This is a genomic window from Pseudonocardia yuanmonensis (assembly GCF_039542425.1).
Taxonomy (GTDB): domain Bacteria; phylum Actinomycetota; class Actinomycetes; order Mycobacteriales; family Pseudonocardiaceae; genus Pseudonocardia; species Pseudonocardia yuanmonensis.
The window spans coordinates 242,143-265,752 of the sequence record NZ_BAABIC010000002.1; the positions used below are offsets into that span (position 1 = coordinate 242,143).

At 77.0% G+C, this 23,610-nt stretch carries 23 protein-coding genes; 7 read left to right on the forward strand and 16 right to left on the reverse strand.

Features of this window, described 5'->3' with window-relative positions; genetic code table 11:
- Nucleotides 1–12 precede the first annotated feature (12 nt).
- The 7 genes from ABD990_RS03585 to ABD990_RS03615 all read right to left on the reverse strand — a co-directional run bounded on the left by ABD990_RS03585 (nt 13) and on the right by ABD990_RS03615 (nt 4,806).
- Complete coding sequence (locus ABD990_RS03585; protein WP_345378292.1) at nt 13–240, reverse strand: hypothetical protein; 228 nt, start codon at nt 238–240, stop codon at nt 13–15.
- Complete coding sequence (locus ABD990_RS03590) at nt 237–1,211, reverse strand: glycosyltransferase family 9 protein (RefSeq protein WP_345378293.1); 975 nt, start codon at nt 1,209–1,211, stop codon at nt 237–239. Before ABD990_RS03590 ends, ABD990_RS03585 begins: the two co-directional genes overlap by 4 nt.
- Before the next feature lie 169 nt (nt 1,212–1,380).
- Nucleotides 1,381–2,271 (reverse strand): 1-phosphofructokinase family hexose kinase, encoded by an 891-nt coding sequence (locus ABD990_RS03595; RefSeq protein WP_345378294.1) that lies wholly within the window; start codon nt 2,269–2,271, stop codon nt 1,381–1,383.
- A 100-nt stretch (nt 2,272–2,371) separates the two neighbouring features.
- Nucleotides 2,372–2,752 (reverse strand): TraR/DksA family transcriptional regulator, encoded by a 381-nt coding sequence (locus ABD990_RS03600; RefSeq protein ID WP_345378295.1) that lies wholly within the window; start codon nt 2,750–2,752, stop codon nt 2,372–2,374.
- Nucleotides 2,749–3,552, reverse strand: coding sequence for a 5'/3'-nucleotidase SurE (surE, locus tag ABD990_RS03605; RefSeq protein ID WP_345378296.1), 804 nt, complete (start codon nt 3,550–3,552; stop codon nt 2,749–2,751). Before surE ends, ABD990_RS03600 begins: the two co-directional genes overlap by 4 nt.
- Entirely contained in the window at nt 3,549–4,586 is a 1,038-nt protein-coding gene (locus ABD990_RS03610) for an SDR family NAD(P)-dependent oxidoreductase (protein ID WP_345378297.1), read from the reverse strand. Before ABD990_RS03610 ends, surE begins: the two co-directional genes overlap by 4 nt.
- Before the next feature lie 70 nt (nt 4,587–4,656).
- Nucleotides 4,657–4,806 carry a hypothetical protein gene (locus ABD990_RS03615; protein ID WP_345378298.1) on the reverse strand — a complete coding sequence of 50 codons (150 nt, stop codon included), beginning with the start codon at nt 4,804–4,806 and terminating at the stop codon, nt 4,657–4,659.
- A 213-nt stretch (nt 4,807–5,019) separates the two neighbouring features.
- Between ABD990_RS03615 and ABD990_RS03620 the strand changes: the two genes are divergently transcribed.
- Entirely contained in the window at nt 5,020–5,889 is an 870-nt protein-coding gene (locus ABD990_RS03620) for a glycosyltransferase family 2 protein (RefSeq protein ID WP_345378299.1), read from the forward strand.
- On the opposite strand, the gene ABD990_RS03625 is transcribed toward ABD990_RS03620, so the two are convergent.
- Entirely contained in the window at nt 5,879–6,832 is a 954-nt protein-coding gene (locus ABD990_RS03625) for a glycosyltransferase family 9 protein (RefSeq protein WP_345378300.1), read from the reverse strand. The two genes, ABD990_RS03620 and ABD990_RS03625, sit on opposite strands and share 11 nt — an antisense overlap.
- Nucleotides 6,825–7,940 (reverse strand): glycosyltransferase, encoded by a 1,116-nt coding sequence (locus ABD990_RS03630; RefSeq protein ID WP_345378301.1) that lies wholly within the window; start codon nt 7,938–7,940, stop codon nt 6,825–6,827. Before ABD990_RS03630 ends, ABD990_RS03625 begins: the two co-directional genes overlap by 8 nt.
- Before the next feature lie 108 nt (nt 7,941–8,048).
- Here ABD990_RS03630 and ABD990_RS03635 point away from each other — a divergent pair, with 108 nt between their 5' ends.
- Both ABD990_RS03635 and ABD990_RS03640 read left to right on the forward strand, forming a co-directional pair.
- On the forward strand, nt 8,049–9,176 hold the full coding sequence (locus ABD990_RS03635; protein ID WP_345378302.1) for a glycosyltransferase family 9 protein: 1,128 nt from the start codon (nt 8,049–8,051) through the stop codon (nt 9,174–9,176).
- Nucleotides 9,173–9,346: a hypothetical protein gene (locus ABD990_RS03640; protein ID WP_345378303.1), complete on the forward strand. Its 174-nt coding sequence runs from the start codon at nt 9,173–9,175 to the stop codon at nt 9,344–9,346. The genes ABD990_RS03635 and ABD990_RS03640 overlap by 4 nt, the downstream gene beginning before the upstream one ends.
- A gap of 252 nt (nt 9,347–9,598) precedes the next feature.
- Here ABD990_RS03640 and ABD990_RS03645 read toward each other — a convergent pair whose 3' ends face one another.
- The 4 genes from ABD990_RS03645 to ABD990_RS03660 form a co-directional block, all read right to left on the reverse strand.
- Nucleotides 9,599–9,949 (reverse strand): DUF3618 domain-containing protein, encoded by a 351-nt coding sequence (locus tag ABD990_RS03645; RefSeq protein WP_345378304.1) that lies wholly within the window; start codon nt 9,947–9,949, stop codon nt 9,599–9,601.
- Complete coding sequence (locus tag ABD990_RS03650; protein WP_345378305.1) at nt 9,946–10,383, reverse strand: phage holin family protein; 438 nt, start codon at nt 10,381–10,383, stop codon at nt 9,946–9,948. Before ABD990_RS03650 ends, ABD990_RS03645 begins: the two co-directional genes overlap by 4 nt.
- A gap of 42 nt (nt 10,384–10,425) precedes the next feature.
- Nucleotides 10,426–11,808, reverse strand: coding sequence for a cytochrome P450 (locus tag ABD990_RS03655; RefSeq protein WP_345378306.1), 1,383 nt, complete (start codon nt 11,806–11,808; stop codon nt 10,426–10,428).
- A 102-nt stretch (nt 11,809–11,910) separates the two neighbouring features.
- A complete protein-coding gene (locus ABD990_RS03660; RefSeq protein WP_345378307.1) occupies nt 11,911–12,126 on the reverse strand; it encodes a hypothetical protein in 216 nt (71 codons plus the stop codon).
- Between the two features lie 114 nt (nt 12,127–12,240).
- Between ABD990_RS03660 and ABD990_RS03665 the strand changes: the two genes are divergently transcribed.
- The gene (locus tag ABD990_RS03665; protein ID WP_345378308.1) at nt 12,241–13,089 is read left to right on the forward strand and encodes a uroporphyrinogen-III synthase; all 849 of its coding nucleotides are present in this window, start codon (nt 12,241–12,243) and stop codon (nt 13,087–13,089) included.
- Nucleotides 13,090–13,094: 5 nt separating this feature from the next.
- Here ABD990_RS03665 and ABD990_RS03670 read toward each other — a convergent pair whose 3' ends face one another.
- Nucleotides 13,095–14,333 (reverse strand): MFS transporter, encoded by a 1,239-nt coding sequence (locus ABD990_RS03670; RefSeq protein WP_345378309.1) that lies wholly within the window; start codon nt 14,331–14,333, stop codon nt 13,095–13,097.
- A 596-nt stretch (nt 14,334–14,929) separates the two neighbouring features.
- Between ABD990_RS03670 and ABD990_RS03675 the strand changes: the two genes are divergently transcribed.
- Nucleotides 14,930–17,530, forward strand: a complete 2,601-nt coding sequence (locus ABD990_RS03675) for an ATP-binding protein (protein ID WP_345378310.1) — start codon at nt 14,930–14,932, stop codon at nt 17,528–17,530.
- A 24-nt stretch (nt 17,531–17,554) separates the two neighbouring features.
- Nucleotides 17,555–18,742, forward strand: coding sequence for an LLM class flavin-dependent oxidoreductase (locus tag ABD990_RS03680; RefSeq protein WP_345378312.1), 1,188 nt, complete (start codon nt 17,555–17,557; stop codon nt 18,740–18,742).
- Here ABD990_RS03680 and ABD990_RS03685 read toward each other — a convergent pair.
- Nucleotides 18,700–21,300 carry an ATP-binding protein gene (locus tag ABD990_RS03685; protein WP_345378313.1) on the reverse strand — a complete coding sequence of 867 codons (2,601 nt, stop codon included), beginning with the start codon at nt 21,298–21,300 and terminating at the stop codon, nt 18,700–18,702. The two genes, ABD990_RS03680 and ABD990_RS03685, sit on opposite strands and share 43 nt — an antisense overlap.
- A 67-nt stretch (nt 21,301–21,367) precedes the next feature.
- Nucleotides 21,368–21,820 carry a nuclear transport factor 2 family protein gene (locus ABD990_RS03690; RefSeq protein ID WP_345378314.1) on the reverse strand — a complete coding sequence of 151 codons (453 nt, stop codon included), beginning with the start codon at nt 21,818–21,820 and terminating at the stop codon, nt 21,368–21,370.
- Between the two features lie 179 nt (nt 21,821–21,999).
- Here ABD990_RS03690 and ABD990_RS03695 point away from each other — a divergent pair, with 179 nt between their 5' ends.
- Nucleotides 22,000–23,607, forward strand: coding sequence for a peptide chain release factor 3 (locus ABD990_RS03695; RefSeq protein ID WP_425569421.1), 1,608 nt, complete (start codon nt 22,000–22,002; stop codon nt 23,605–23,607).
- Nucleotides 23,608–23,610: the final 3 nt, after the last annotated feature.

A 23,610-nucleotide genomic window follows, 5' to 3' on the forward strand; every position in this document is an offset into this window, starting at 1 on the left:
GCGGGAACGTGATCAGCCGCGCGGGGCCTCGTCGTCGTCGATCGGGACCTCGCGGTGCTGCTCGAGCACGTCGTACGGGTCGGCCTCGGTGTTCGGGTCGATCTCCTCGGCGTCGAGACCGGTGCCGCGGTCGTTCACGTCCTCGAGGTCCGCGGCGGGATCGGTCGCGATCTCGTCGTGGCCGATCATGTCGGGCCGGGTGACGTCGTCAGGGGTGCTGTCGCGGGTCGGCTCGTTCATGAGGCCTTCGTACCCGCGGCGGTCGGCTCGACACACCCCGTCGGGCCGGTGACGTCCAGGCAGGCCGCCTCGACCTCGTCCACCCCGATCGCGAGCAGGGCCGGGTCGGGGTCGTCGGCGAACGGGTCGCCGCGGCGGACCTCCGCGTGCGTCAGGGCGCGGTGCGGACCCGCGGGCGGGCCCCACCGCTCCGGGCCGACCGGCCCGAACAACACCACGGACGGCCGACCGAACGCGGCGGCGAGGTGGGCGATCCCGGTGTCCCCGCTGACCACGAGCGCGGCCCCGGCGACCAGCGCGGCGAACTCGGCGATCGAGGTCCGCCCGGCCAGGACGCGGTCGTCGGGCAGGCCGGCACCCGCGGCCACCCGCTCGGCGAGCGTCCGCTCCGCGGGCCCGCCCGTGACGACGACGGGCCCGAGCGGGGCGAGTCGGCGCGCCAGTGCGGCGAAGCGGTCGGCGGGCCAGCACTTGGCGCCGAAGGCGGCCCCGGGATGGACGACGACGGGCCGCGGCGGTCCGGGCGGGGTGTGCGGGGGTGCCGGGAGGCGGAGGTCCTCCGGGTCGGCCGGGGTTCCGTGGGCGGCGAGCACGCTGCACCAGCGGACCCGCTCGTGCAGCACGTCGAGCTCCTCGGCGGGCGGTCCGAGCCAGCCGAGCTCGGGCCGGCCGAGCCCGATCCGGAGGCGGGGGTCCAGGGCGTCGAGGGCGCGGTGGCTCTGTGGGCCGGCGCCGTGCAGGTTCACAGCGATGTCCACGGGACCGGGGAAGGCGAGGGCGTCCGGCGCGGGGGTGGGCAGCACCTCGTCGACCGCGCCGGTGAGCGCGGCGAGCGGCTCCAGCACCCCCGCGGTGGCCAGCACGACGCGGTGGTCCGGGTGGTGCCGGCGCAGGGCCCGCAGCGCGGGCACGACGGTCAGCAGGTCGCCGAGGTTCAACGCGCGCAGCGCGAGCAGGACGGGAGCCGACACGGTGATCGACTACCCGCTGGCCACCGCACCAACCGTCAGCGAGAACGCTGAAGCCCGGAGCCCGACTCGCTGAAGCCCGGAGCCCGACTCGCTGAAGCCGAGAGCGCGACTCGCGGGAGCCGAGAGCCCGACTCGCTGAAGCCCAGAGCCCCGACTCGCGGGAGCGGGCCTACTTCAGCGGGGCGAGCTGCACCCGCTCGGCCAGCACCTGCACCGCCTCCTCGCCGCCCGTGCCCAGCCCGTGCCGCACGACGTTGAGCGCCCCGCAGGCCGCCCCGGTCCGGAGGATCTCCTCCCAGGACCCACCTGCGGCCAGCCGCGCCGTCATCCCGGCGGTCTGCGAGTCGCCGGCCCCGCGCGGGTCGTTGGCCTGCACGGGGGGCGGGGTGATCGTGAGGATCTCGTCGGCCTCGCCGTCGAGGGCGAGCGCCGGCTCGCCGGCCCGGCTGACGACGACGGCCCGCGCGCCGTCCTTGATCAGCTGCCGCATCGCCGGCACGACGTCGTCGATCTCGGTGGACGAGGCCCGCTCGTGCGCCACGAGCTCCTCGTCGCTCACCTTCAGCAGGTCGACGCCGGCCTCCACGACCGCCTCCATCCGCTCGCCGGCCAGGTCGGCGACGACCCGCACGTCGTTGGCGCGCAGGTCGCCGGCCAGCCGCCCGTACAGCCGGGCGGGCACGACGGTCTCGGACTGCGGCCCGGACAGCAGCACCGTGCCGGCGCGCAGGCCCTCGGCGAGGGTGAGCTCGTAGAGGCCGTCGAGCTCGTGCCGGTCGAGCGGCGCCGGGAGCTCGGCGGCGATCTCGACCCGGCCCTCGTCCTCCGGCTGCCGCCGGTCGTGGACGTAGCCGCCGTTGCGCGCCGCGGTCTCGACGTACCGCAGCTCGACGCCGTCGATCGCGATCATGCGCTCCAGCAGCCGGCCGGTCTCCCCGCCCAACCCGGCGCACAGTCGCACCGGCGCGCCCAGCGCGGCGAGCATCCGGGCCTGCCACACGCCCTGTCCACCGGCGTGCACGTGCAGCTCGGGCTGTCCGGCACGGTCCTCGATGGTCACGGTGACGATGGGGGAGGGAGCGAAGACGACGACGGGCGGGCACGAATCCGACATACCGGTCCCGTACCCGCCCCTCCGCACCCCTACTCGGGGCCCGGGCTCACGTGTCGACGCGTCGCACGTGGTCCGGCCGGCTCGGGGACGCGGTGTCGGCGTGGTCGCGGCACCGGTCGGTCTCGGGCCGCACCTCCAGCCTCTCGTCGTCGATCTCCTTGCCGCACACGGCGCAGCGGCCGTACTCGCCCGCGTCGATCCGCTCCAGGGCGGCGACGACCTGTGCGCGCTGCATCCGCAGGGTGCCGCGGGACAGGTCGTTCTCCATCGCCTCGGCGGCCCGCGACCCGCGGTCGCCGAAGTCCATGCCGCCGGCCAGCTCGTCCGAGTCGCGCTGCTCCGCCTGGTCGCGCGCCTCCTGCTCGGCCTCGTGGTCGAGCCGCTCGAGCTCGGCGGTCAGCTTGTCGCGGGCCTCGGTGGTGTTCATGCACTGGTCCTCTCGTCGGTCAGGCGCGCGGCACGGGCGAGGCGCTCGGGGACGAGCAGATCGGGGTCCTCGGTCAGGCCGCGCAGGGCGGTCAGGGTCGGGTGGCCGGCGTCCAGCAGGGCGCGGTCGCTGCCCGGCTCGGCCCGGTCGCCGGTCTCGACCTCGCGCAACAGCAGGCCCTGGCCGTCGGAGTCGTCCACCAGGGTCTGCACGACACCGCGCGGGTCGAGCGGGGCGAGCCGCAGCTCGCGGTGCTCCTCGAGGGGCCGGTCGGGCACGTTGAGCGAGAGCGTGGTCCCCAGCGGGCTGTCGAGCAGCAGCTCCAGCACGCGCGGGAGGTAGCTCACCGCGGCGTCCCAGTGCTCCTGCTCCTCGGCACCGAGCGCCACGTTGAGCGACACGGCCAGGCCGCGCCGGTCGTGCAGGCCGGCGGTCAGGGCGGCGCCGACCGTGCCGGAGTGCAGCACGGCCCGTCCGACGTTGCCGCCCCGGTTGATCCCCGAGAGGACCAGGTCCGGCCGCGGGTCGAACCAGCCCTGCAGGCCGGCGACCACGATGTGGGCGGGCGCGGCCCGCACCGCGTAGGCGGGCAGTCCGGACGGGCCCTCCACCTCCCGCACGACGGTCCGGCCGTCCTCCTGCACGGCGGTGATGGAGGCGCTGGCCCCGGAGAACTGGTGCTCGGGGGCGGCGATCACGACGTCGAGCCCGGCCTCGCTCGCGGCCTCGGCCAGCACGGCCAGGCCGGGGGAGTCGATGCCGTCGTCGTTGGTCACGAGGGCACGGGTGGCGCGCGTCATCGTCGGGGAGTACCCGCCCGCCCGGCTCCGACACCGCCGTCCGACCCGCCGTCCGACCCGCCGTCCGGGTGTCCGCCCGGGTCCGGTGCGGGATCGGTGTGCTCGTGCCAGCGCTCGGCTGCGGCCTCGTCGAGCCCGGTGAGCCGGCGCAGCCAGCGGGGCAACGGGGCGGTGTAGGCCGGGCGCGGCGGCTCCCCGGTGCCGGCCGGCCCGGGCAGCAGCCGCTCGACGGCGGTGATCAGTCGCAGGGTCGTCGACGGCGCGAGCGCGTGCACCCGCGACCCGACGTGGGCCAGCGGGGTGAGGATGATCTCCGGTGTGCCGCGCAGGGTGGCGCGGACGAGCCGGCGGGCGGCGTGCTCGGCGTCCGACGAGACCAGCGGCAGCGACGCGCCGACGGTGAACCAGGACCGCTCGGCCCGGGCCTTCCCGGTGACCAGCGCGTTGCGCGAGGACCCGGTGCGCATCAGACCGGGCACGGCGACGGTCACCGAGACCCCCTGCCGCCCGGCCTCGAGCCGCAGCCCCTCGGCGAACCCGACGGCGGCGTGCTTCGCGGCGGTGTAGGGCAGCAGGTGCGGGGCGGGCAGCTTCCCGCCGATCGAGGTCACCGCGAGGATCCGGCCGCCGGTGCGGGCCAGCAGCGGCAGCGCCGCGAGCGCGGGCCGGACCAGGCCCCAGAACATGACGTCCATGGCCTGGACGTAGTCCTCGTCGCGCAGGTCCGGCTGGGGTCCGACCTGGATGATGCCGGCGTTCGCGACCAGCACGTCGAGCCGGCCGAACTCGCGCTCGGCGGTCCCGACGAGCTCCTGCGCCGCCTCCGGCCTGCCGACGTCCGCGCCCACCGTGACGACCCGCGCGCCGCGGGCCTCGAGGTCGGCGCGGGCGGGCCGGAGCCCCTCGACGTCCCGGGCGCAGACGACGAGGTCGTGGCCGCGGTCGGCGAGCTCGCGGGCGATCAGGAAGCCGAGGCCGCGGCTGGCGCCGGTGACCAGGGCGACCGGGCGGGCGGCTGCGTCGGTGGAGGCCATGCCTGAGGGATGCCCGGCACCGCGCCGTCGACACACCGGCGCTGCTCGCATCCCGGGCCGCTCGTCCCGCTCACACGAGGAACAGCTCGGCGTCCGCGCATCCCGCGCCGGTGTCCGCGCGGCCCTCGGCCAGCTCGGCGACGGCCCGGTCCTTGCGGTTCAGGGCCGTGCCCGTGAGGGCGACGGCCGCGAGCCACGGGTCACAAGGGCCGGGCACCACGACCCTCACCGTCCCCCGGAGGCGCCCACCTGCACGGACACACCTGCGCGTCTACCCGGTCGACCGGCGGCCATGCCCCGCGCGCACCCCGACCGGGGCATCGACGCATGCGGGCGGGCCGCCCGGGTAGCCGCCGGGACGAACAGTCCCCGACCCCGAGAGGTGGACGAGCATGCAGGCCGTCGTGTGCGACGACGAACGGGACCGGGCGGCGTGAGCGCCCCGGCGGGTGCCGGCCGGATCGAGCCGGAGGAGCGGCCCGGGGCGGGGGCGCAGGTCGCGGCGGAGATCGAGGTGCTGGTGCCCACCCGCAACCGCCCCGTGGAGCTGGCCACCACCCTGGCCGGCCTGGCCGCGCAGGACCATCCCTTCGACGTCGTGGTCTCCGACCAGTCCGACGACGCCGCCTCCTACGACACCGAGCCCGCGCAGGCGATGATCCGGGTGCTGGAGCTGCGGGGGCACCGGGTCCGCACCCGGCGGCACCTGCCGCGCCGTGGCGTCATCGAGCACCGGGCGGCCCTGCTGGCGAGCTCGTCGGCGCGGTACGTGCTCTATCTCGACGACGACGTCTGGCTCGCCCCCGGCACGATCGCGCTGCTGCACGAGGCGATCACCGAGCTGGGGTGCGGCGTGGTCGGCGCGGCGATGCAGGGCCTGTCCCACGTGGACGACGAGCGCCCCGCCGAACAGGAGCCGTTCGAGCGCTGGGACGGGCGCCCGGTGCCGGAGACGCTGCACCCGGACACCCCGGAGTGGGAGCGCTGGCGGCTGCACAACGCGGCCAACCCCGTCCACCTCGCCCGCCGGCACCTGCGGCCGGGGGAGCGGTGGCTGGCGTACAAGATGGCCTGGGCCGCCGGCTGCGTCCTCTACGACCGCGCGGCGCTCGAGGCGGTCGGCGGCTTCGACTTCTGGCGCGAGGTGCCGCAGGAGGCCGTGGGCGAGGACGTCGTGGCCGAGCAGCGGGTGATGGCGAAGTTCGGTGGGGCCGGGATCCTGCCGTCGGGCGCGGTGCACCTGGAGTCGGACACCACGATCCCGGACCGCCCGATCACCGCCGACACCCTGCTCAGGCGCTGAGCACCGGGAGCGCCGCGCGCACCGCGGCCGCCACCGCCGCCGGGGGGATGTCGGCCATGCAGGCGGGCCCCCCGGCCGGCGGGGTCAGCGGGCACCGGGCCTCCCACCAGCACACCTGCTCGGTGATCGCCGTCGGGCGGCGGTGCGGGCAGCCCGGCAGGCCCTGCAGGTTCGTCGCCGGGTCGTCGAGCCCGTAGCGGGCGGCGAGGGTGGGGCCGAACAGCCCGACGGTCCGGGCCCCGACCGCGGCCGCGACCCGGGCCGGCCCGGTGTCCCCGCCGACCACGACGCCGCCACGGCGGGCGACGGCGGCGAACCGGGCCGCGAGCCCGCGCAGGTCGGTGGCCGGGAGCTGCGGCACCGGCGCACCCTCGCCGACGGCGACCACCGGCACCGTGCCCAGCAGGTCCACCAGCTCCGCCCAGTGGGGCCAGAGCTTGACCGCCATCCCGGCGCCGGGCACGAGCACCACGGGGACACCCGCCGGCAGGTCCGCCTCGGCCTCCGCGACCTCCGCGCCGGTGAGGTGGATCCGGGGCGGCCGGTACCCCGGGGCGACCAGGCCCTCCTCGGCGAGGATGCGGACGTAGCGGCGGGAGACGGGCTCGTCGGGCGGCGGGGAGCGCCACAGGTTCGTGACGCCCGGGATGCCGCGCTCGGCGACGAGGTCCGGGATCCCGTGCAGCCGCGTGGTGCTCACGAGGAGGTCCGTGCGATCGAGCGCGGCGTCGACCGCCTCCCGCTCCCGGCCCTTCTCGGCGCGCAGCACCTCGGTCACCGCCGGGTCGGTGTCGAGCAGGGTGGCGCCGGGGTCGTGGGTGAGCACGCGCAGCGCGGCGCCGGGGAAGCGCTCGGCGAGCCCGTGCACCACGGGCAGGGCCATGACCAGGTCGCCCAGGCCCCCGAGCAGGTCGATGACGAGGACGTCGGCGGGCTCACGCACGGCCACGGACCTCCGCGTAGACGTCCCGGTGCAGGGCGGCGATCCGCTCCCAGCTCCGTTCGGCCCCGACGGCCTCGCCGCCCGCGGCCACGCGCAGCCGCAGCGCCGGGTCGTCGAGCAGCCGGCGGAGGGCCTCGGCCAGCGACGCGCCGTCCCGGACCTTCGGCGCGGCCACCACGGTCTCCCCGTCGACCAGCTCCGGGTCGGGCGGGTCGGCGCGGGTGACGACCGTCGGCAGGCCGTGCGCGAAGGCCGACAGCAGCGCGCCGCTCTTCGTGGTGGCGCCGGCCGTGAGCGGGAACGCGGCGAGGTCGGCGGCGTGCAGGGCGGCGGAGACCTCCTTCTCCGGCAGGTGCCCGGTCACCGTGACGTGCTCGGCGACGCCCGCGGCCTCGATCTGGCCGAGCAGCTCGGCGCGGAAGGCCCGGGCCTCGTCCTCGGGCAGCGCGAGCGACGTGAACCCGCCGACGACCAGCAGGTGCAGCCGGTCCCGGCCCTCGGCGCGCAACCGGGCCAGCGCCTCGGCGAGGTAGCGGATCCCCTTGACCGGGTGGACGAAGCCGAAGAACGCGACGACCTCGGCGTCGGCGGGGACGCCGAGCCGCTCACGCGTGTCCTCCCGTGAGGCCGGGCCCAGGTCCGGCACGTTGGGCGCCAGCGGCACGAGGACCGGCGAGACCCGCATCCGCTCGCGCAGCGTGCGCTCGTGGCTCGCGTTCGTGGTGAGGACGGCCGCGCTGCGGGGGACGAGCCGCCACGTCTCCCGGTCGAACCCGCGCGGCTCCACGGCGCGCCAGACGACCCCGGGCATCCAGGAGGGGGCGGCCCACCAGCCGTACTCGTGCACGGTCGTGACGACGGGCGCCCGCACGAGGTCGGGGAGCAGGCCGGGCCAGGGGGAGAACCCGAACGCCGAGGGCGCGAACTGCACGTGCACCACGTCGGGGTCGAGCGCGCGGATCCGGCGCGCCGCGTGGGCGACGCTCGCGGGCGACCCGGCCACGCTCACGGGCTCCACCTGCTCCCCGGTCCGGCGCAGCGCGTCGACCAGGTGGGCGGTGTAGTCGGCCACGCCGTCGCGGGCGGGATCCCCCCCGCCCTGCACCATCACGATCACCTGTGGACGGTTCCCGAGGAGCGGCCCGGGAAACGCGCTCGGACGAGCGGTGGTCCACTGTGCGGGGTTGACGGGGAGCAGGACGGGAACAGAACGATCGTGTTCGAACATCCGGCGGCCCTGGCGGGCGCCCCCGTGAACTGGCCGGCGCTGCGCCGGATCCTGGTCGTGCGGCCGGACAACCTGGGCGACGTCCTGCTCACCGGCCCGGCGCTCGCCGGGCTGCGGGCGGCCGCCCCACACGCCCGGATCGACCTGCTCGCCTCGCCGGGCGGAGCTGCCGCGGCCACGCTGCTGCCCGAGATCGCGGAAGCCGTGGTCGCGCGGGTGTCCTGGCAGCAGATCGACGGGCCGACCGGGCAGGACCCGGACCCCGACGCCGACCTGGTCGCCGAGCTCGCGGGCCGCGGCTACGACGCCGCGGTGCTGCTGACCTCGTTCTCGCAGTCCCCGTGGCCCGCCGCCGAGATCTGCCGACGGGCGGGCATCCCGATCCGGGCCGGCCTCTCCAAGGAGTTCGGCGGGACCGCGCTCACGCATTGGGTCCCCGCACCCGACGACGGCCTGCACCAGGTCGACCGGGCTCTGCACCTGCTCGGCCGGCTCGGGGTCCCCACCACCGCCGGCACACTGCACGCCGCCGTCCCCGCCGCGGGTCGCGGTCACGCGCGGGCCGCGCTCGCCGAACTCGGGGTGCCGGCCGGGCCGTACGCCGTCCTGCTGCCCGGCGCCTCCTGCCCGTCCCGCCGCTACCTGGGCTTCCGTGAGGTCGCGGCCGGGCTGGGGAGCCGGCTCCCGGTCGTCGTCTCCGGGCCGGCGGCGGAGGACGAGCTGGTCCGGTCCGTCGCCGACGGGCTGCCGGACGTGCACCCGCTGGCCGGGGCGCTCGACGTGCCGGGCCTGGCCGGCCTGCTCGCCGACGCGGCCGTGGCCGTGACCAACAACAGCGGCGGGATGCACCTGGCCGACGCCGTCGGCACGCCGGTGACCGTGCTGTTCGCCGGTACCGAGGACGTCGACCAGTACCGGCCGCGGTCCGTGCCCGCCGCCGTCCTGCGCCGTCCGGTCTCGTGCAGCCCGTGCCGCCAGTTCCGGTGCCCCTTCGCGCTGGAATGCCTCGACGTGCCACCGGCGGACGTGATCGCCGCCGCCCTGGAGCTGGTCGCGGTCACCACATCGGAGGTGTCCGGTGTGGAAGCGCGCCCGACGGGAATCCCTGTCCCATGAGTACTCCCCGCAACGCACAGGACGAGCCCGAGGTGCGCGACGTCATGGTCCCCGAGGAGCAGGTCCACCCGGACCACCGGGAGCACGCCAAGACGCCGCACCCGGTCGACGACGACGAGCTCGCCGCCCGCACCGAGCACGAGCGCCGGCAGGTCGACGCCGACCGCTGAGCAGGGCAGGGAAGGGGCGCGACCCGATCGGGTCGCGCCCCTTCCGCATGTTCCGAGAGCGACCCCCGCCGCCGTCGCCGGGCAGCACATCTCGCTGCTCCGTCCCAACGTCATGATCGCCGCTCGGGACCGTTGAACCGCCATGTTCGTCGCTTCTCGTCCCGAGCAGCGATCATGGGCCGTCGGGCAGCCCCACACACGAGAAGGGGCGCGATCCCACGGATCGCGCCCCCTGTCCTGTCGAGCGAGGTCTCACCTGCGGCGCCTGCTGAGCGCCACCAGCAGGAAGGTCAGCACGGCGGCGCCGACCCCGGCCCCCGCGAGCACCGGCGTCCGGTTCTTGCCCTGCAGCGCGGTGTCGAGGGTGCTCCGGACCGTCCCGACGGCGTGCTTCGCGGTGTCGGTCGTGCGGCCCAGCAGCTCGCGCCCACGGTCCGGGGCCTGCTCGACGGTCGTCTTCACCCGCTCGACCGCCTGCTCGCGGGCGGCCCGGGCCCGGGAGCCGACGTCGACCCGCTCGGCCAGCGCCGACGCCGTCCGGGCGAGCTCCTCGCGCTCGGCGGCGATCCGCTCGCGCAGCTCCTCCGGCGTCGGTTCGCTCACCGGTGCACCTCGCGCCGGATCGCCTCGACGTCCCGCTTCGTGCTGTCGATCGCCTGCTCCGGCACCGGCGGCGTCGCCTGGCTGATCTGCTTCTTCGCCACGAGGGCCAGCAGCCCGCCCAGGGCGACGAGCACCGCACCGACGATCAGCGCCGAGGCCCACACGGGCAGTACGAGCGCCAGCGCGGCGATCGCCGCGGCGACGAAGGCGAGGCCGCCGGCGAGCGCGAGCATCGTGCCGGCGCCGGCCAGCCCGGCCCCGACGCCGACCTTCTTGCCCTTGGCCGTCACCTCCGCCTTCGCCAGCTGTACCTCGTCGGTCACAAGGGTCCGGACCTGGTCGGTCAGCTGCCGCAGCAGGTCGGCGGTCGACAGCTCGGCGGGGTCGGGCCGGGCGGTCCCGTTCAGCGGGTCTGGGTGGAGTGGCCTGCTCATGGTGTTCGGCTACCCCCGCTACCGGGGGGTACACACCGCGGGTCACCCGGTCGGTCGCACCACCCGCAGCCGCACGCCGAACGGGTTCACCCCCGCCGGCAGCTGGGCCTGCGGGTCGATCTCCGGGCTCGTCAGCTCGAGCTCCCGGCCGCGCAGCAGGTGCGCCAGGAACAGCGAGGTGGTGAACAGGACCAGCTCCCGGCCGGGGCAGCGGCCCGGACCGGCGCTGAAGGGTACGAGGGCGGGATCCGCCTGCGCGGCGCCGTCGAGCCACTGCTGCGGGTCGAAGCGCTGCGCGTCGGCGCGGGCGCGGCCGTCCCGGTGCAGGAACCAGGTCGGGATGATCAACGCGGTCCGCCCGTCGAGCCCGCCGCCGTCCCACTGGACCGGGCGGGTCGTCTCGCGCAGCAGCAGGGGCGTGGTGGGCCAGAGCCGCACCGACTCCAGGACGGCGGCGCGCAGCCGCGGCAGGTCCTGCGGCAGGGCGAGGTCGCGGTCGCCGATCTCCTCGCGGGCCCGGGCGAGCTCCGTGGGGTGCGCGACGAGCACGGCGAGGGCCCGCAGCGCGACCGCGCCCGCGGGGTCGAAGGCGAAGAGCCACTGCGGCACCTGGTCGACGGGATCGACGTCCGGGTCGGCGGGGATGCCGGCGATCATCTCGGCGAGGCTCCCCGGCTCGGCCCGCTCCAGGTGCTCCCGCAGCCGCGCGCGGAACCGTTCCCGCCGCACACGCCGCCGGGGGAGCAGGAAGGACCAGTTCGCGGCGTTGCGCAGCCGGGTCAGCTCGTCGGTGAGGTCGTGGTCGTCGCGGGCGCCGTCGCCGAGCACGACCCGGCGCACCACCCGCCACCAGGCGCGGATGAACGCGTCCCAGTCCAGCTCACCGGTCCCGTCCACCTCACGGCCGAGCAGCTCCGCCTCCTGGGCGACCGCGCGGGCCATGACGGCGGCGTTGCGGTGCAGCGGATGGCCGGAGTCCAGGACGGCCTCGTTGAACCGCCGCCGCTCCGCGCGGACCTCGCCGTCCGAGACGAGGACGCCGTGCGGCTGGAACTGGCCGAGCGCCTTGCGTTTCTCCCAGGTGTCCGGGGCGAAGGGCTCGGGCGTCCCGTCGAGCACCCGCCGGACGTCGTCGGCGTCGAGCACCAGCGCGGCACGGCGTCCGGGCAGCCGCAGCCGCACCGGACCGTGCCCGTAGCGGGTGGCGAGGTCCTGGAAGATCCGCACCCCGCGGCCGTCGAGATCGGCCTTGCCGGCCAGCGCGACGACGCGCGGCCGGCGCGCGATCACCCCCTGCGCGATGATCGGCAGGATCGCCGCCGCGGCGCGCAGGGTGTCGCGGCCGGAGGCGAGCGGGAGGCCGTCCGGGGTGGTGTCGCCCCCGGTGACGGTCGGGTCGTCGGGCATGGTCTGCCGGGTGGTCATGGCAGGGCCGTACCCGGTGCCGGGCCCTTCTCACGCGGAGCCGGGCACACGGCGGCGCCGGGACCCGCGGTCCGGGTCCGGCGCCGGTGCCCGTCAGGGGCCTCAGTCGCGGCCGGCGTCCTCGGTGTCCTCCGGCATGTGTCCCTGCGCGGCCGGCACGTCCACCTGTGGCCCGCCGGGCACCTCGGCCATGGGCTCGACGCCCCCGGCCTGGTCGTCGACCTCGGATCCCCGCGGGGCGGCCGGCGACCGCTCCCCGGTCTTCGTGTCGTGCAGCGTGCGCACCCGCTCGGGGCGCCGGTCCTCGTCACGGCTCATGCCGTGGAGCTACCCGGCGCGTCCGGGTCCCACTCGGGGCGCGGGTGTGACCGTCTCGTGACGATGTGGTGCCCGAGTGCGCATCGGGGGCCGGGGCCGGTCACCATCTTCCGTATGGCAGCAGCCTCGGGAACGGACACGACCGCGGCGGAGGTCGGCGCCCTGCACGGTCTCACCGTGGGCGTGACGGCCGCGCGCAAGGCCGAGGAGCTCGCCGGGCTCCTGGAGCGCCGCGGCGCACGCGTGCTGCACGGGGCGGCCGTGCGGATCGTCCCGGTCGAGGACGACGACCGGGTCGTCGACCTGACCCGCGGCCTGCTCGCGGCACCGCCGGACGTCACGGTCGCGACGACCGGGGTCGGGTTCCGCGGCTGGCTGGCCGCGGCCGAGCGGTGGGGGCTGCGGGAGGAGCTCGTCGCGGCCCTGGGGCGCGGGGAGATCCTGGCGCGGGGGCCGAAGGCGCGGGGCGCGATCCGCGGCGCCGGCCTCACGGACGCCTGGTCCCCGGCCACCGAGTCCTCCGCGGAAGTGCTCGAGCACCTGCTCGATCGTGGTGTCGCGGGCCTGCGGATCGCCCTGCAGCTGCACGGCGACCCGCTGACGGACCTGGTCGACGCGCTGTCGGCCGCGGGCGCCGAGGTCGTCACGGTCCCGGTGTACCGCTGGGAGCTGCCGGCCGACCTCGGCCCGGTCGACCACCTCACCGACCGGCTGCTGGCGGGCGGGCTGGACGCCGTGACCTTCACCAGCGCCCCCGCGGTGGGTGGCCTGCTCCGTCGTGCCGCCGAGCGTGACCTGCGGGCGCAGGTGCTCGACGCCCTGCGCCGGACCCTTGTGGTCTGCGTCGGACCGGTGACCGCCGCCCCGCTCGAGGCCCACGGCGTGCCGAACATCCAGCCGGACCGCGCCAGGCTCGGCCCGATGGTGCGGGCGCTGGAGGCGGCGGTGGCCACCCGGGCCTGACGGCGTCAGGCCCGGGTCCGGCGGAGCACGGCCACCAGGACCCCGCTCGCCAGCCCGGCACACCCCAGGGCCAGCACCTCGTAGGAGGTCGCGGCGACCGTGACGCCCGCGACGGACCCGCCCAGCGCGCCGCTGAGGTTCACGACGATGTCCGCCCGGCCCTGCAACCGCGGTCGCCCGGCGGGCGGGACGGCGTCCACCAGCAGGGCCGACCCGGCCACCAGCGCCGCCGACCAGCCGAGCCCGAGGAGCACGAGCCCGGTCGTCAGCCGCAGGTGGTCGTGCGGGTCCGCGGTGCCCGCCACGATCCCGGCGGCGACCAGCAGCCCCGCGCCGGCCGCGAGGACCGGCAGCCGCCCGAACCGGTCCGACGCCCAGCCGAAGACCGGGCTGAGCGCGTACATGCCGGCGGCGTGGGCGCCGATGGCGAGCCCGACGACGCCGAGCCCGGCCCCGCCGTGCTCCAGGTGGACGGGTGCCATCGACATCACGGCGATCATGACCAGCTGCGCGACGACGACCACGGCGAGGGCCAGGGCGAGGGGCGCGATCGGCGTCCCCGCCCCCGGCTCCCCGGGCCCGGGCTCCGCGGCACGGTGGTGCGTGCGGGCGAGCCGCAGCGGATCCGGGCGCAGGCCGGCCGCGACGGTGGCCGCCGCCGACCCGAACAGCAGGGTGCAGAGCAGGTAGGGGCCGGCGCCGGGCGCCACGCCGGCCGCCGCGGCGGCCTGTTGGGCCGGAGCCGCCAGCAACGGGCCGCCGACGGCACCGACGGTCGTCGCCGCGAGCACCACGGCCAGGGCGCGACCGCGGCGGTCCGGTGCTGCGAGGTCGGTGCCGGCGAACCGGGCAGCCAGGCTGGTGGCCGTGCCCGTGCCGAAGGGCACGCAGCTCAGGAGCAGCAGCGGCCAGCTGCCGACGGCGACCGCGAGCGCCCCGCCCGCGGCGCCCGCCGTCGCCGTCACCCAGCCACCGGCCAGGGCGGCGCGCCGCCCGAACCGGGTCGCGGCCCGGGCGAGCGGCACCGCGGCCAGCGCCGCGCCGAGCACGGTGCAGGTCAGTCCGAGGCCGCCGACGAGGTCGGAGCCGGAGAGCCGCGCCGCCGACAGGGCCGCGACCGCCACGCCCGTGGTCACCCCGGCCCCGCCGACGACCTGGGCCACGACCAGCACGGACAGGGTCCGCCGCTGCACCCGGCCGAGCTCGACGGGCACCGCCGTCGCCGTGGTCGCCGTCGTGGTCATGGTCGCGCCCTCCCGCGGCCTCCCGGGCGGCGGCCTCGGGACCGAGGATCGGGCGCGTGCCCGGCGGAGCCATCGGTGTCCGTCACCCATTCCCGGGGCACGACCACCCAGGCCGGGCCGCGGCCCCGGGTCAGCCCGGCGTGTGGGCGAACTCGAGCTGGATGTTGTCGGGGTCGCGGAAGACGAGCACCGAGTACGGGATCGGATCGGTCTCGTCCGCCACCGCTCGTGCGGGATGCCCAGCCCGTCCAGCCAGGTGGCCCAGCGGTCGAGGTCACCGCGCTCCCGCACCGCGAACGCCAGGTGGTCGAGCCCGGTACGGCGCTCGTCGGCGACGGTCCGCTCGTGGTCCTCGTGGTGGTGCAGGCCGACCGCGACTCCGCTCTCCGGGTCCAGGAGGTCGCGCGGGGCGGAGAGGCCCCGCACGGGCGACGGTGGCCCCGCGCCCCTCCCGGCTCCATACGGACTTCTCCGTAGCGACGCGGGGGAGTGGAGAGATGGGTAGGCGCGGGCGATACCTAGGTGGTCGTCCACCCATGTCCGGAAGGCCCGCGGCGCCCAGACTCGGTCCCGGCGGCGATGCGGGGAGGGGCACGGTGGAAGCACGGCGGGAACTGCTCGAACGCGACGCGGCGCTGGCGGCCCTGCGGACGGCGCTGGCCGACGCGGGGCGCGGCGAGGGCCGCGTGGTCCTCGTCGGCGGCGAGGCCGGCATCGGCAAGACCAGCCTGGTGCGGGCCTTCGCCGGCGAGGCGACCGCGAGCGGGACGGTGCGGGTGCTGCGCGGCTCCTGCGACCACCTCCTGACGGCGCGCGAGCTCGGCCCGTTCCACGACGTCGCCCGGCTGGCCCGGACCGACCTGGCCGGCGCGCTCGCCGCGGGCTCGGCCGACGAGGTGCGCGACCTCCTGCTGGCCGAGCTCGCGGTCCCGACCACCCTCCTCGTGATCGAGGACGTGCACTGGGCCGACGAGGCGACGGCCGACACGCTGGCCTTCCTGGCCCGCCGGGTCGAGACCCTGCCCGCGGTGCTGGTCCTCACCTGCCGGGACGACGAGGTCCTCCCGGGCTCGCCGCTGCGCCGGCTGCTCGCGCTCGTCCGGCCGCCCGCCGGGATCCGGCTCGCCCTGAACCCGCTGTCGGCCCGCGCGGTGTCGGCGCTGGCCGGCGAGAGCGGGCTCGGGCTCCGGCTGCACGCCCTCACGAAGGGCAATCCGTTCTTCGTCACCGAGCTGCTGGCCGCCGAGGTCGAGGGCGTCCCGGCCTCGGTCCGGGACGTCGTCCTCGAACGCGTGGCGACCCTGCCCGAGCGGACCCGGTCGCTGCTCGACCTGCTCGCGGTCGTCCCGGGGCGCATGGACCGGGCCCTGCTCGACGCCGTGCACCCCGACTGGGCCCGGGACGCCGAGCCCGCCGAGCGCCGCGGGATCGTCCGGCTCGGCGACGCCGGGCTGGACTTCCGGCACGACCTGTCCCGGATGGCCGTGGCCGACGTCCTGCCGGGCGCCCGCCGGCTCGGGCTGGGCGCCGCGGTGCTGGCCGCGCTGCTCGCCCAGGAACCCCGCGACGAGGCGCGGATCCTGCACCACGCGGTGTTGTGCGGCGACGCCGAGGCCGTCGCGGCACACGGTCCGGGTGCCGCGCGCCGCGCCGCCCGCACGGGCGCCCATCAGCAGGCCCTGTCCCGCTACGAGCAGCTGCGCCCCTACGTCGGCCTCCTCGCGCCCGAGGAGCGGGCGACGGTCACCGAGGAACACGCCTGGGAGCTGTACAACGCCCTGCGGTTCGACGAGGCCGTCGCGCTGTCCCGGGAGGCGGTCGGGCTGCACCGCGACCTCGGTGAACCCGCGCACCTGGTCCGCGCCCTGGTCGGCCTCGCGTGGCACCGCTACCTCGCGGCCGACGTCCCCGGCGCCGTCGCGACGATCGACGAGGCCGTGCGAACCGCCGGCGCGGTCGACGACGTCGACCACGCCGGCGAGGTCGTCGAGCTCGCCCGGTCCTACCGAGGGTTCCTGCTGGTCCTGGCCGACCGGGAGCGGGAGGGGCTCGCCGAGCTGGACTCGGTGGGGGAGTCCGGTGGCCTGGCCGCCGCCCGCACGATCTACCGCGGCCTGGCGACCGCCTTCCTCGGCGACCCCGCGGGCCTGGAGATCCTCGAACGCGGGGTGGCCGACGCCGACGGGCACCGCGAGTTCGTCGCGCTGGGGTACACCGCCCTGGTCAAGGCCGCCCGCCGGCTCGGACGGGACGGCGAGGTGCGCGGCCACGCCGAGCGGGGCGCCGCGCGGACCTCCGGGATCGAGCTGCGCGCCCACGGCTACACCCTCGAGGCGCACCTGTGCCAGCTGCGGGCGCAGGAGGGCCGCTGGGACGAGGCCGAGGAGGGCTTCCGCGAGCTGCTGGAGGCCGCGCCGCAGGCGGGCGTCCTGCACCGCGAGACCCTCCCGCACCTCGGCCGGCTGCTGCTGCGCCGCGGCGACCCGGAGGCCGCCGCGCTGCTGGAGCGGTCCTGGGCGCTCGCCGAGCGGGCGGACATCCTGCCCGTGCTCGTCCCGGCCGGCCTCGCCCTGGTCGAGCGGGCGTGGCTGGCCGGGGACCCGGCGTCCGAGCACGACCGGATCCGGCTGCTCCTGGACCGGCTGGACCGGCCGGGCGTCGAGCGCCAGCGCGGCGAGCTGCTGCGGTACGCGCGCCGGTGCGGGCTGCCCGTCGAGCCCTTCCCGGGCTGCCGCCCGGAGCACCTGCTCGGGCTGCGCGGCGACTGGCGGGCCGCGGCGGAGGCGTGGCGGCGGATCGGCGACCCCTACGAGCGGGCCCTGGAGCTGGCCGGGTCCGGCGAGCCGGGGCCGACTCTCGAGGCCCTGGCGATCCTCGACGAGCTCGGCGCCGGGCCCGCGGCCCGGCTCGTCCGCGGCAGGCTGCGTGAGCTCGGCGTCGACCGGGTGCCCCGCGGACCCCGCCCGGACACCCGCGCGCACCCGGCCGGGCTCACGGCCCGCCAGGGCGAGGTGCTGGAGCTGCTGGGCGAGGGCCTGACGAACGCCGAGATCGCCGACCGGCTCGTCGTGTCCGTGCGGACCGTCGACCACCACGTCTCGGCGGTCCTCCAGAAGCTCGGTGTGCCGAGCCGCCGCGCCGCCGCCCGGCTGGCCCGCCAGGCCGCCGCCGGACGGCTCGCCCCCGTCGCCTGCTGAGGACCGACACCCGAAGGAGACCCCGTGTCCCGCACGTCGTTCGGCCTGTTCCTCGCGCCCTTCCACTGTCCCGCCGGGCAGAACCCGGCCGCCGCCTACGCCGCCGATCTCGACGTCCTGGAGCTCGCCGACCGGCTCGGCTTCGACGAGGCGTGGATCGGCGAGCACCACTCGTGCGGCAGCGAGCTGGTCCCCGACCCGTTCCTGTTCGTCGCGCACGCCCTGCACCGGACCCGGCACCTGCGGCTCGGCACCGGCGTCGTCTCGCTGCCGTACCACAACCCGCTCTGGACGGCGGACCGCGCGCTGTTCCTCGACCACCTCGCGCGCGGCCGGTTCCTGCTCGGGGTCGGGCCCGGCGCCCTGCCCACCGACGCCGCGATGATCGGGATGGCGCCGGAGGAGCAGCGCGAGGCGTTCGAGGAGGATGTCGCCGTGCTCGTCCGGCTGCTGCGCGGCGAGACCGTCAGCCACCGCACCCGCCGGTACACGCTCGTCGACGCCCGGAGCCAGCTCGCACCGTACGGCGACGGGATCGAGGTCGCCGCCGCGGCCGTCGCCTCGCCGACCGGAGCGCGGGTCGCGGCGCGGCACGGGCTCGGCCTGCTGTCGCTCGGGGCCACGACGCGGGCCGGGTTCGACGCGCTCGCGCTGCACTGGGACGTGATGGAGGAGCAGGGCGCGCGGTACGGCCTGCCACCGCGCCGGGACCGGTGGCGGCTGGTCGGGCCGATGCACCTGGCCGAGACCCGCGAGCAGGCCGTCGAGGACGTCCGGTTCGGGCTCGACGACTGGGCCGACTACACCCAGGACGTGATGGCCGCGCCGCACTTCCGGGCCGCCGGCCGGACCTTCGACGAGCGGCTGGCCTGGGTCACCGGCACCGGGCTCGGCGTGATCGGCACCCCGGACGACGCCGTCGCACAGATCGAGCGGCTGCAGGAGCAGTCCGGCGGTTTCGGCACCTATCTGCTGATGCACCACGAGTGGGCGCGGCCCGCGGCGACCACGCGCAGCTACGAGCTCTTCGCCCGGTACGTCGCGCCGCGCTTCCAGGGCACCGGGCCGCGGCTCGTCGAGTCCGCCCGGCTCGCCCGGTCGCGGCGCGCGGAGCTCGACCGCCGGCAGGCCCAGGCCGTGGCCGCCGCGACGGCCCGGCACGCGGCGGATCAGGCCCGGTCGGCCCCGTCCCGGCTCACGGCGTCGAGGTAGGCCGCGGCCTCCCGCCGCCCGGCGACGCCGAGCTTGCCGAGGATCGCCGAGACGTGGTGGTCGACCGTGCGGATCGAGAGCACGAGCTGCGCCGCGATCTCGGTGTTGGTCCGGCCCGCGGCGACCAGCTCGAGGATCTCCGCCTGCCGCGGGGTCAGCCCGGCGGGGTGCGCCCGGGTGGCAGCCCGCGCCCCGCGCGGGACCTGCCGCACCCCGAGCCCGCGCAGCTGCGCCCGCACCCGGGCGGCGGCCGCCCGCGCGCCGAGCCGGTCCAGGATCTCCAGCGCCGCGGCGGCCGGGCCGGGCTCGCCCGACGCGCCCAGCTCCAGCGCCCGCTCGTAGGGCGCGCCGATCGCCGCCCAGCCCGCCGCGGCCGCCCTGTGATCGCCGGACAGGGCGGCGACGGTCTCGGTCGGACAGCCCGGGAAGGTCGCGACGGGCTCGCCGAGCCGGGCCAGCCCGCGCAGGACCTCGGCGCGTTCCCGCTCCCGCCCGGGCCGGTCGGTGCCGGCGAGGAGCTCGCGCGCGGCGCCGACGGCCCCGGGCGCCGGTTCCCCGGTCAGCCAGGCGTGCTCCAGGGCCGTCGCCACCACGGGCAGCAGCTGGAACGGGCTCGCGGAGGCCTCGACGTAGGCGAGGGCCTCGGCCACCAGACGGGCGGCGTCGTCGTCGCCGCGGCGGACCGCGAGCCGGGCGAGCCCGGGCAGGCCGTACCGGAGCAGGACGCCGCGGCCGCCGGACCGGTCGAGGATCTCGCGGTAGCCCGCCTCCGCGCCCGCCCAGTCGCCGCGCAGCGCCCGCAGCCGGAGACGGTAGGAGCGGCAGGCGTTGTCGAAGAAGGGGAAGTCGCGCCCCCGGCCGAACTCCTCCCGCTCGGCGAGCAACGCGTCCATCTCGTCGTACCGGCCGCGCTGCCACAGCGCGATCGCGGTGTTGAGATAGCCCATCATCGCGGCGTCGTGGTCGCCGGCCTCGCGGGCGAGCGCCAGGCCGCGCCGGGCCTCGTCGTACCCGGCGTCGTCACCGAGCGCCATCCGCGCCCGACCTCGGAACACGAGCGGGACGGGCGGTGGGCGCCCGTCCACCCGCTGCGCGACGGCGACCGCCTCCTCCAGCGGCCCGAGCGCCTCGGCCTCCCGGTCCAGGTTGACCAGCAGGGTGCCGAGGTGGGTGAGGGCGAAGACGCGTTCGCGGCAGTCTCCGGCCGCCGCGAGCCCCGCCGCGCGCGTCGCCGAGGCCAGCGCCGCCTCCGGCTGCTGGTCCGACCACTGCTGCACGGACAGCACGGCCAGGGCGTGCGCGAGGGCGCGCGGGTCGCCGCCCTCGCGCAGCCGGACCGCCTCGGTCGCGGCCGCCACCCCCTCGCCGCCGCGGTTGGCGTGGAACAGGGCCCAGGCGTAGGCGTCCTGGACGGCCATCCGGGTGGGCCCGTCGAGCAGGTGCGCGACCCGCAGCACCTCCTCGTAGAGCCGGGCACCCTCGGTCTGCGCGCCCGCCCGGCAGGCCTGCGCGGCGGCCTCGGGCCCGTGCTCGGCGACGGCCCGCTCGTCGCCCGCGGCCACCGCATGGTGCACCACGCGGACGAGGTCGGGCGCGGCCCGGTCGAGCAGCGCGGCGACCACCGCGGCGTGGTGCCGCATGCGGTCCAGCACGGGCAGCGCGTCCTCGACGGCCCGGCGGGCCAGCTCGTGCCGGAACGCGACGGCGTCCGGCCGGACCTCCAGGATCCCCCGGCGCTCCGCGTCGGCCAGCACCGTGATGTCACCGAGCAGCGCCCGGGCCAGCGGCAGCTCCACCCCGCCCGGCACGACGGCGAGCCGGTCCAGGGCGTCCCGCGCCGGTGCGTCGAGCACCCGGATCCGGGCGAGCACGGCGTCGACGACCGTGGCCGGCGGTGTGTCGGCGGCCGGGGCGCCGGCGGCGATCACCTCGGTGAGGAAGAAGGGGTTCCCGCCGGTGGAGCGGTGCAGCTCGGCGACGTCCGCGCCGGTGCCGGCGCTGAGCCGGGCGACGGCGGCCGGGGACAGCGGCCGCGGTGCGAGGCGGCGGACCGCGGGCCCGGTGAGGGCGCCGAGCAGGGTGGGCAGGGGGTGGCCGGGCGGCGCCTCGCCGTCGCGGTAGGTGAGCACGAGCACCGCGGGCAGGTCGGGCACCCGGCGCCCGGCGTGGCGCAGCACGTCGAGCGTCCCCGCGTCCGCCCAGTGCACGTCCTCGACCACCAGCACGGTCGGCGGCCCCGGCCCGGCCAGCTCGTCGATCACCGCGGCCATGACGAGCTCCCGGTCGCCGGAGCGGGCGGCCGCGGCCAGCGGGCCCCGCGCGTGCCGGGCCGCGTCGCGCAGCGGACCGAGCGGCCGTGGGGAGAACAGGTCGTCGCACGCCCCGGCGAGGACGCGGGCGTGGCCGGACACCCGGCTCGCGAACGCGCGGACCAGGCTGGTCTTGCCGATGCCGGCCTCGCCGGCCACGAGCACGACCGAGCCGGCGCCCGAGGCCGCCCCCGCGACCGCCGCCTCCAGCGCCTCGAGCTCCGTCCCGCGCTCGAGGAGCGACCCCATCGACCGATCGTGACAGCCCGGCCGGCCCGCGCGGAAGGCCGTCCGCAGGGGCCGGCCGGGCCGGGGGTCACGGCATGCTCGGCCGCCGCGACGGCGGCACCACGAGCGCGCCCAGCTGGAGCAGTCGCTGCAGGTCCTGCGCGGTGCGCCAGATCCGGTCCACCCGGCCGTCGACGATCCGGAAGACGAACGTCGCGGCGAAGACCTGCTCGATCCCCGCCGCGGGCACGCCCAGGAACTCGTCCTGCTCGCAGTGGTTGGTGGCCCGGACGACCACCCGGTCGCCCTCGGCCACGACGTCGTCGACCGTCCAGGTCTGCCTGATCCGGCCGAACGTCGCGACCAGCGCGCGGATGCCGTCGGGCCCGGGCGGCAGGCCCGGCGGGCCGCCGATCATCGTCCAGGTCGGGGTGACGGTGGCGCAGAGCCCGTCGACGTCGCCGGCGCCGACCAGGTCGAGCCAGCGCACGGCGAGCTCCTTGTTGGTGGCCGTGGTCCCGGTCTGCAGGGTGGCGTGCATGGGTCCTCCTCGGGTGGGTCGTCCGACCCGCCCGACGCTAGGCACGCCGCGGCCCCCGGCCATCGGTGAACGGTGCCCATGTCGGCCGCCCGCGCTGCCCCCGTCGGCACCGCGTCCGCGGCGGTTACGCTGGATCACGACGCGTGCCAGGGGGCCGCGGCGGAGGGAGTGCGCAGGTGGTGCAGGTCGGATCGGCCGAGCGGGTGGCGGGGGACGTGCTCGCGGAGGCCGGGCGGCGGCGGTCGTTCGCGGTCATCTCCCATCCCGACGCCGGCAAGTCCACGCTCACCGAGGCGCTCGCCCTGCACGCCGAGGTGATCGACTCGGCGGGTGCGGTGCACGGCAAGTCCGGCCGTCGCGGCGTCACCTCGGACTGGATGGAGATGGAGCGCCAGCGCGGCATCTCGGTGTCCAGCGCGGTGCTGCAGTTCGAGTACGGCGGCGCCGTGATCAACCTGCTGGACACCCCGGGGCACGGCGACTTCTCCGAGGACACCTACCGCGTGCTCGCCGCCGTCGACGCCGCGGTCATGCTGCTCGACGCCGCGAAGGGCCTCGAGCCGCAGACCCTCAAGCTGTTCGACGTCTGCCGCTCCCGCAAGATCCCGGTGCTCACCTTCGTGAACAAGTGGGACCGCCCCGGCCGGGAGCCGCTCGAGCTGCTCGACGAGGTGGAGCAGACGATCGGGCTGCGGCCGATGCCCGTGACCTGGCCGCTCGGCGTCGCGGGGGAGCTGCGCGGGCTGATCGAGGTCGCCACCGGCGAGTTCACCCGGTACACGCGCGCCGCGGGTGGGGCGACCCGGGCGGCTGCGGAGGCCGTGCCGGCCGAGGTGATCGCCGCCGAGGAGCCGCAGTTCTGGGCCACCGCGCAGGACGAGCTCGCCCTGCTCGAGGAGATCGGCGCGCAGTTCGACGAGAAGGACTTCCTGGCCGGCACCGCCACCCCCGTGCTGTTCGGCGCGGCGCTGTCGAACATCGGCGTCGCCCGGCTGCTCGACGCCCTGGTCGAGCTGGCCCCGCCGCCCGGCGAGCGGGAGGACGCCGAGGGCCGCCCGCGCGCGCTCGACGCCCCGCTGTCCGGGCTGGTCTTCAAGGTCCAGGCGGGCATGGACAAGGCGCACCGCGACCGGATGGCCTTCCTGCGGATCCACTCCGGGCGGTTCGAGCGCGGCATGGTGCTCACCCACGCCGCCACCGGCAAGCCCTTCGCCACCAAGTACGCGCAGTCGGTGTTCGGCAACCAGCGCACCACGGTCGAGGAGGCCTTCCCCGGCGACATCGTCGGCCTGGTCAACGCCAATGCGCTGCGCCCCGGCGACACCCTCTACGCCGCCGAGCCGGTGCACTACCCGGCCATCCCCAGCTTCGCGCCCGAGCACTTCGCCGTGGCCCGCGGTGCCGACGCCGGCAAGAGCAAGCAGTTCCGCCGCGGCATCGAGCAGCTCGACGGCGAGGGCGTGATCCAGGTGCTGCGCTCGGAACGGCGCGGTGACCAGGCGCCGGTGCTCGCCGCCGTCGGTCCCCTGCAGTTCGACGTCGTCGCCGCCCGGATGGAGTCGGAGTTCTCGGCCCCGATCACGCTGGAGCACCTGCCGTACCAGATCGCCCGGGTGACGGACGAGGAGGGCGAGCTCGCGCTGGCCCGCCAGTCCGAGTGCGAGGTCCTGACCCGCAGCGACGGGGTGCGGCTCGCGGTGTTCAGCAACAAGTGGCGGATGGACGTGGTGATCCGGAAGTTCCCGGAGGTCCGGTTCGAGCCGCTGCTCGCCGGCACCGTGGCCTGAGCA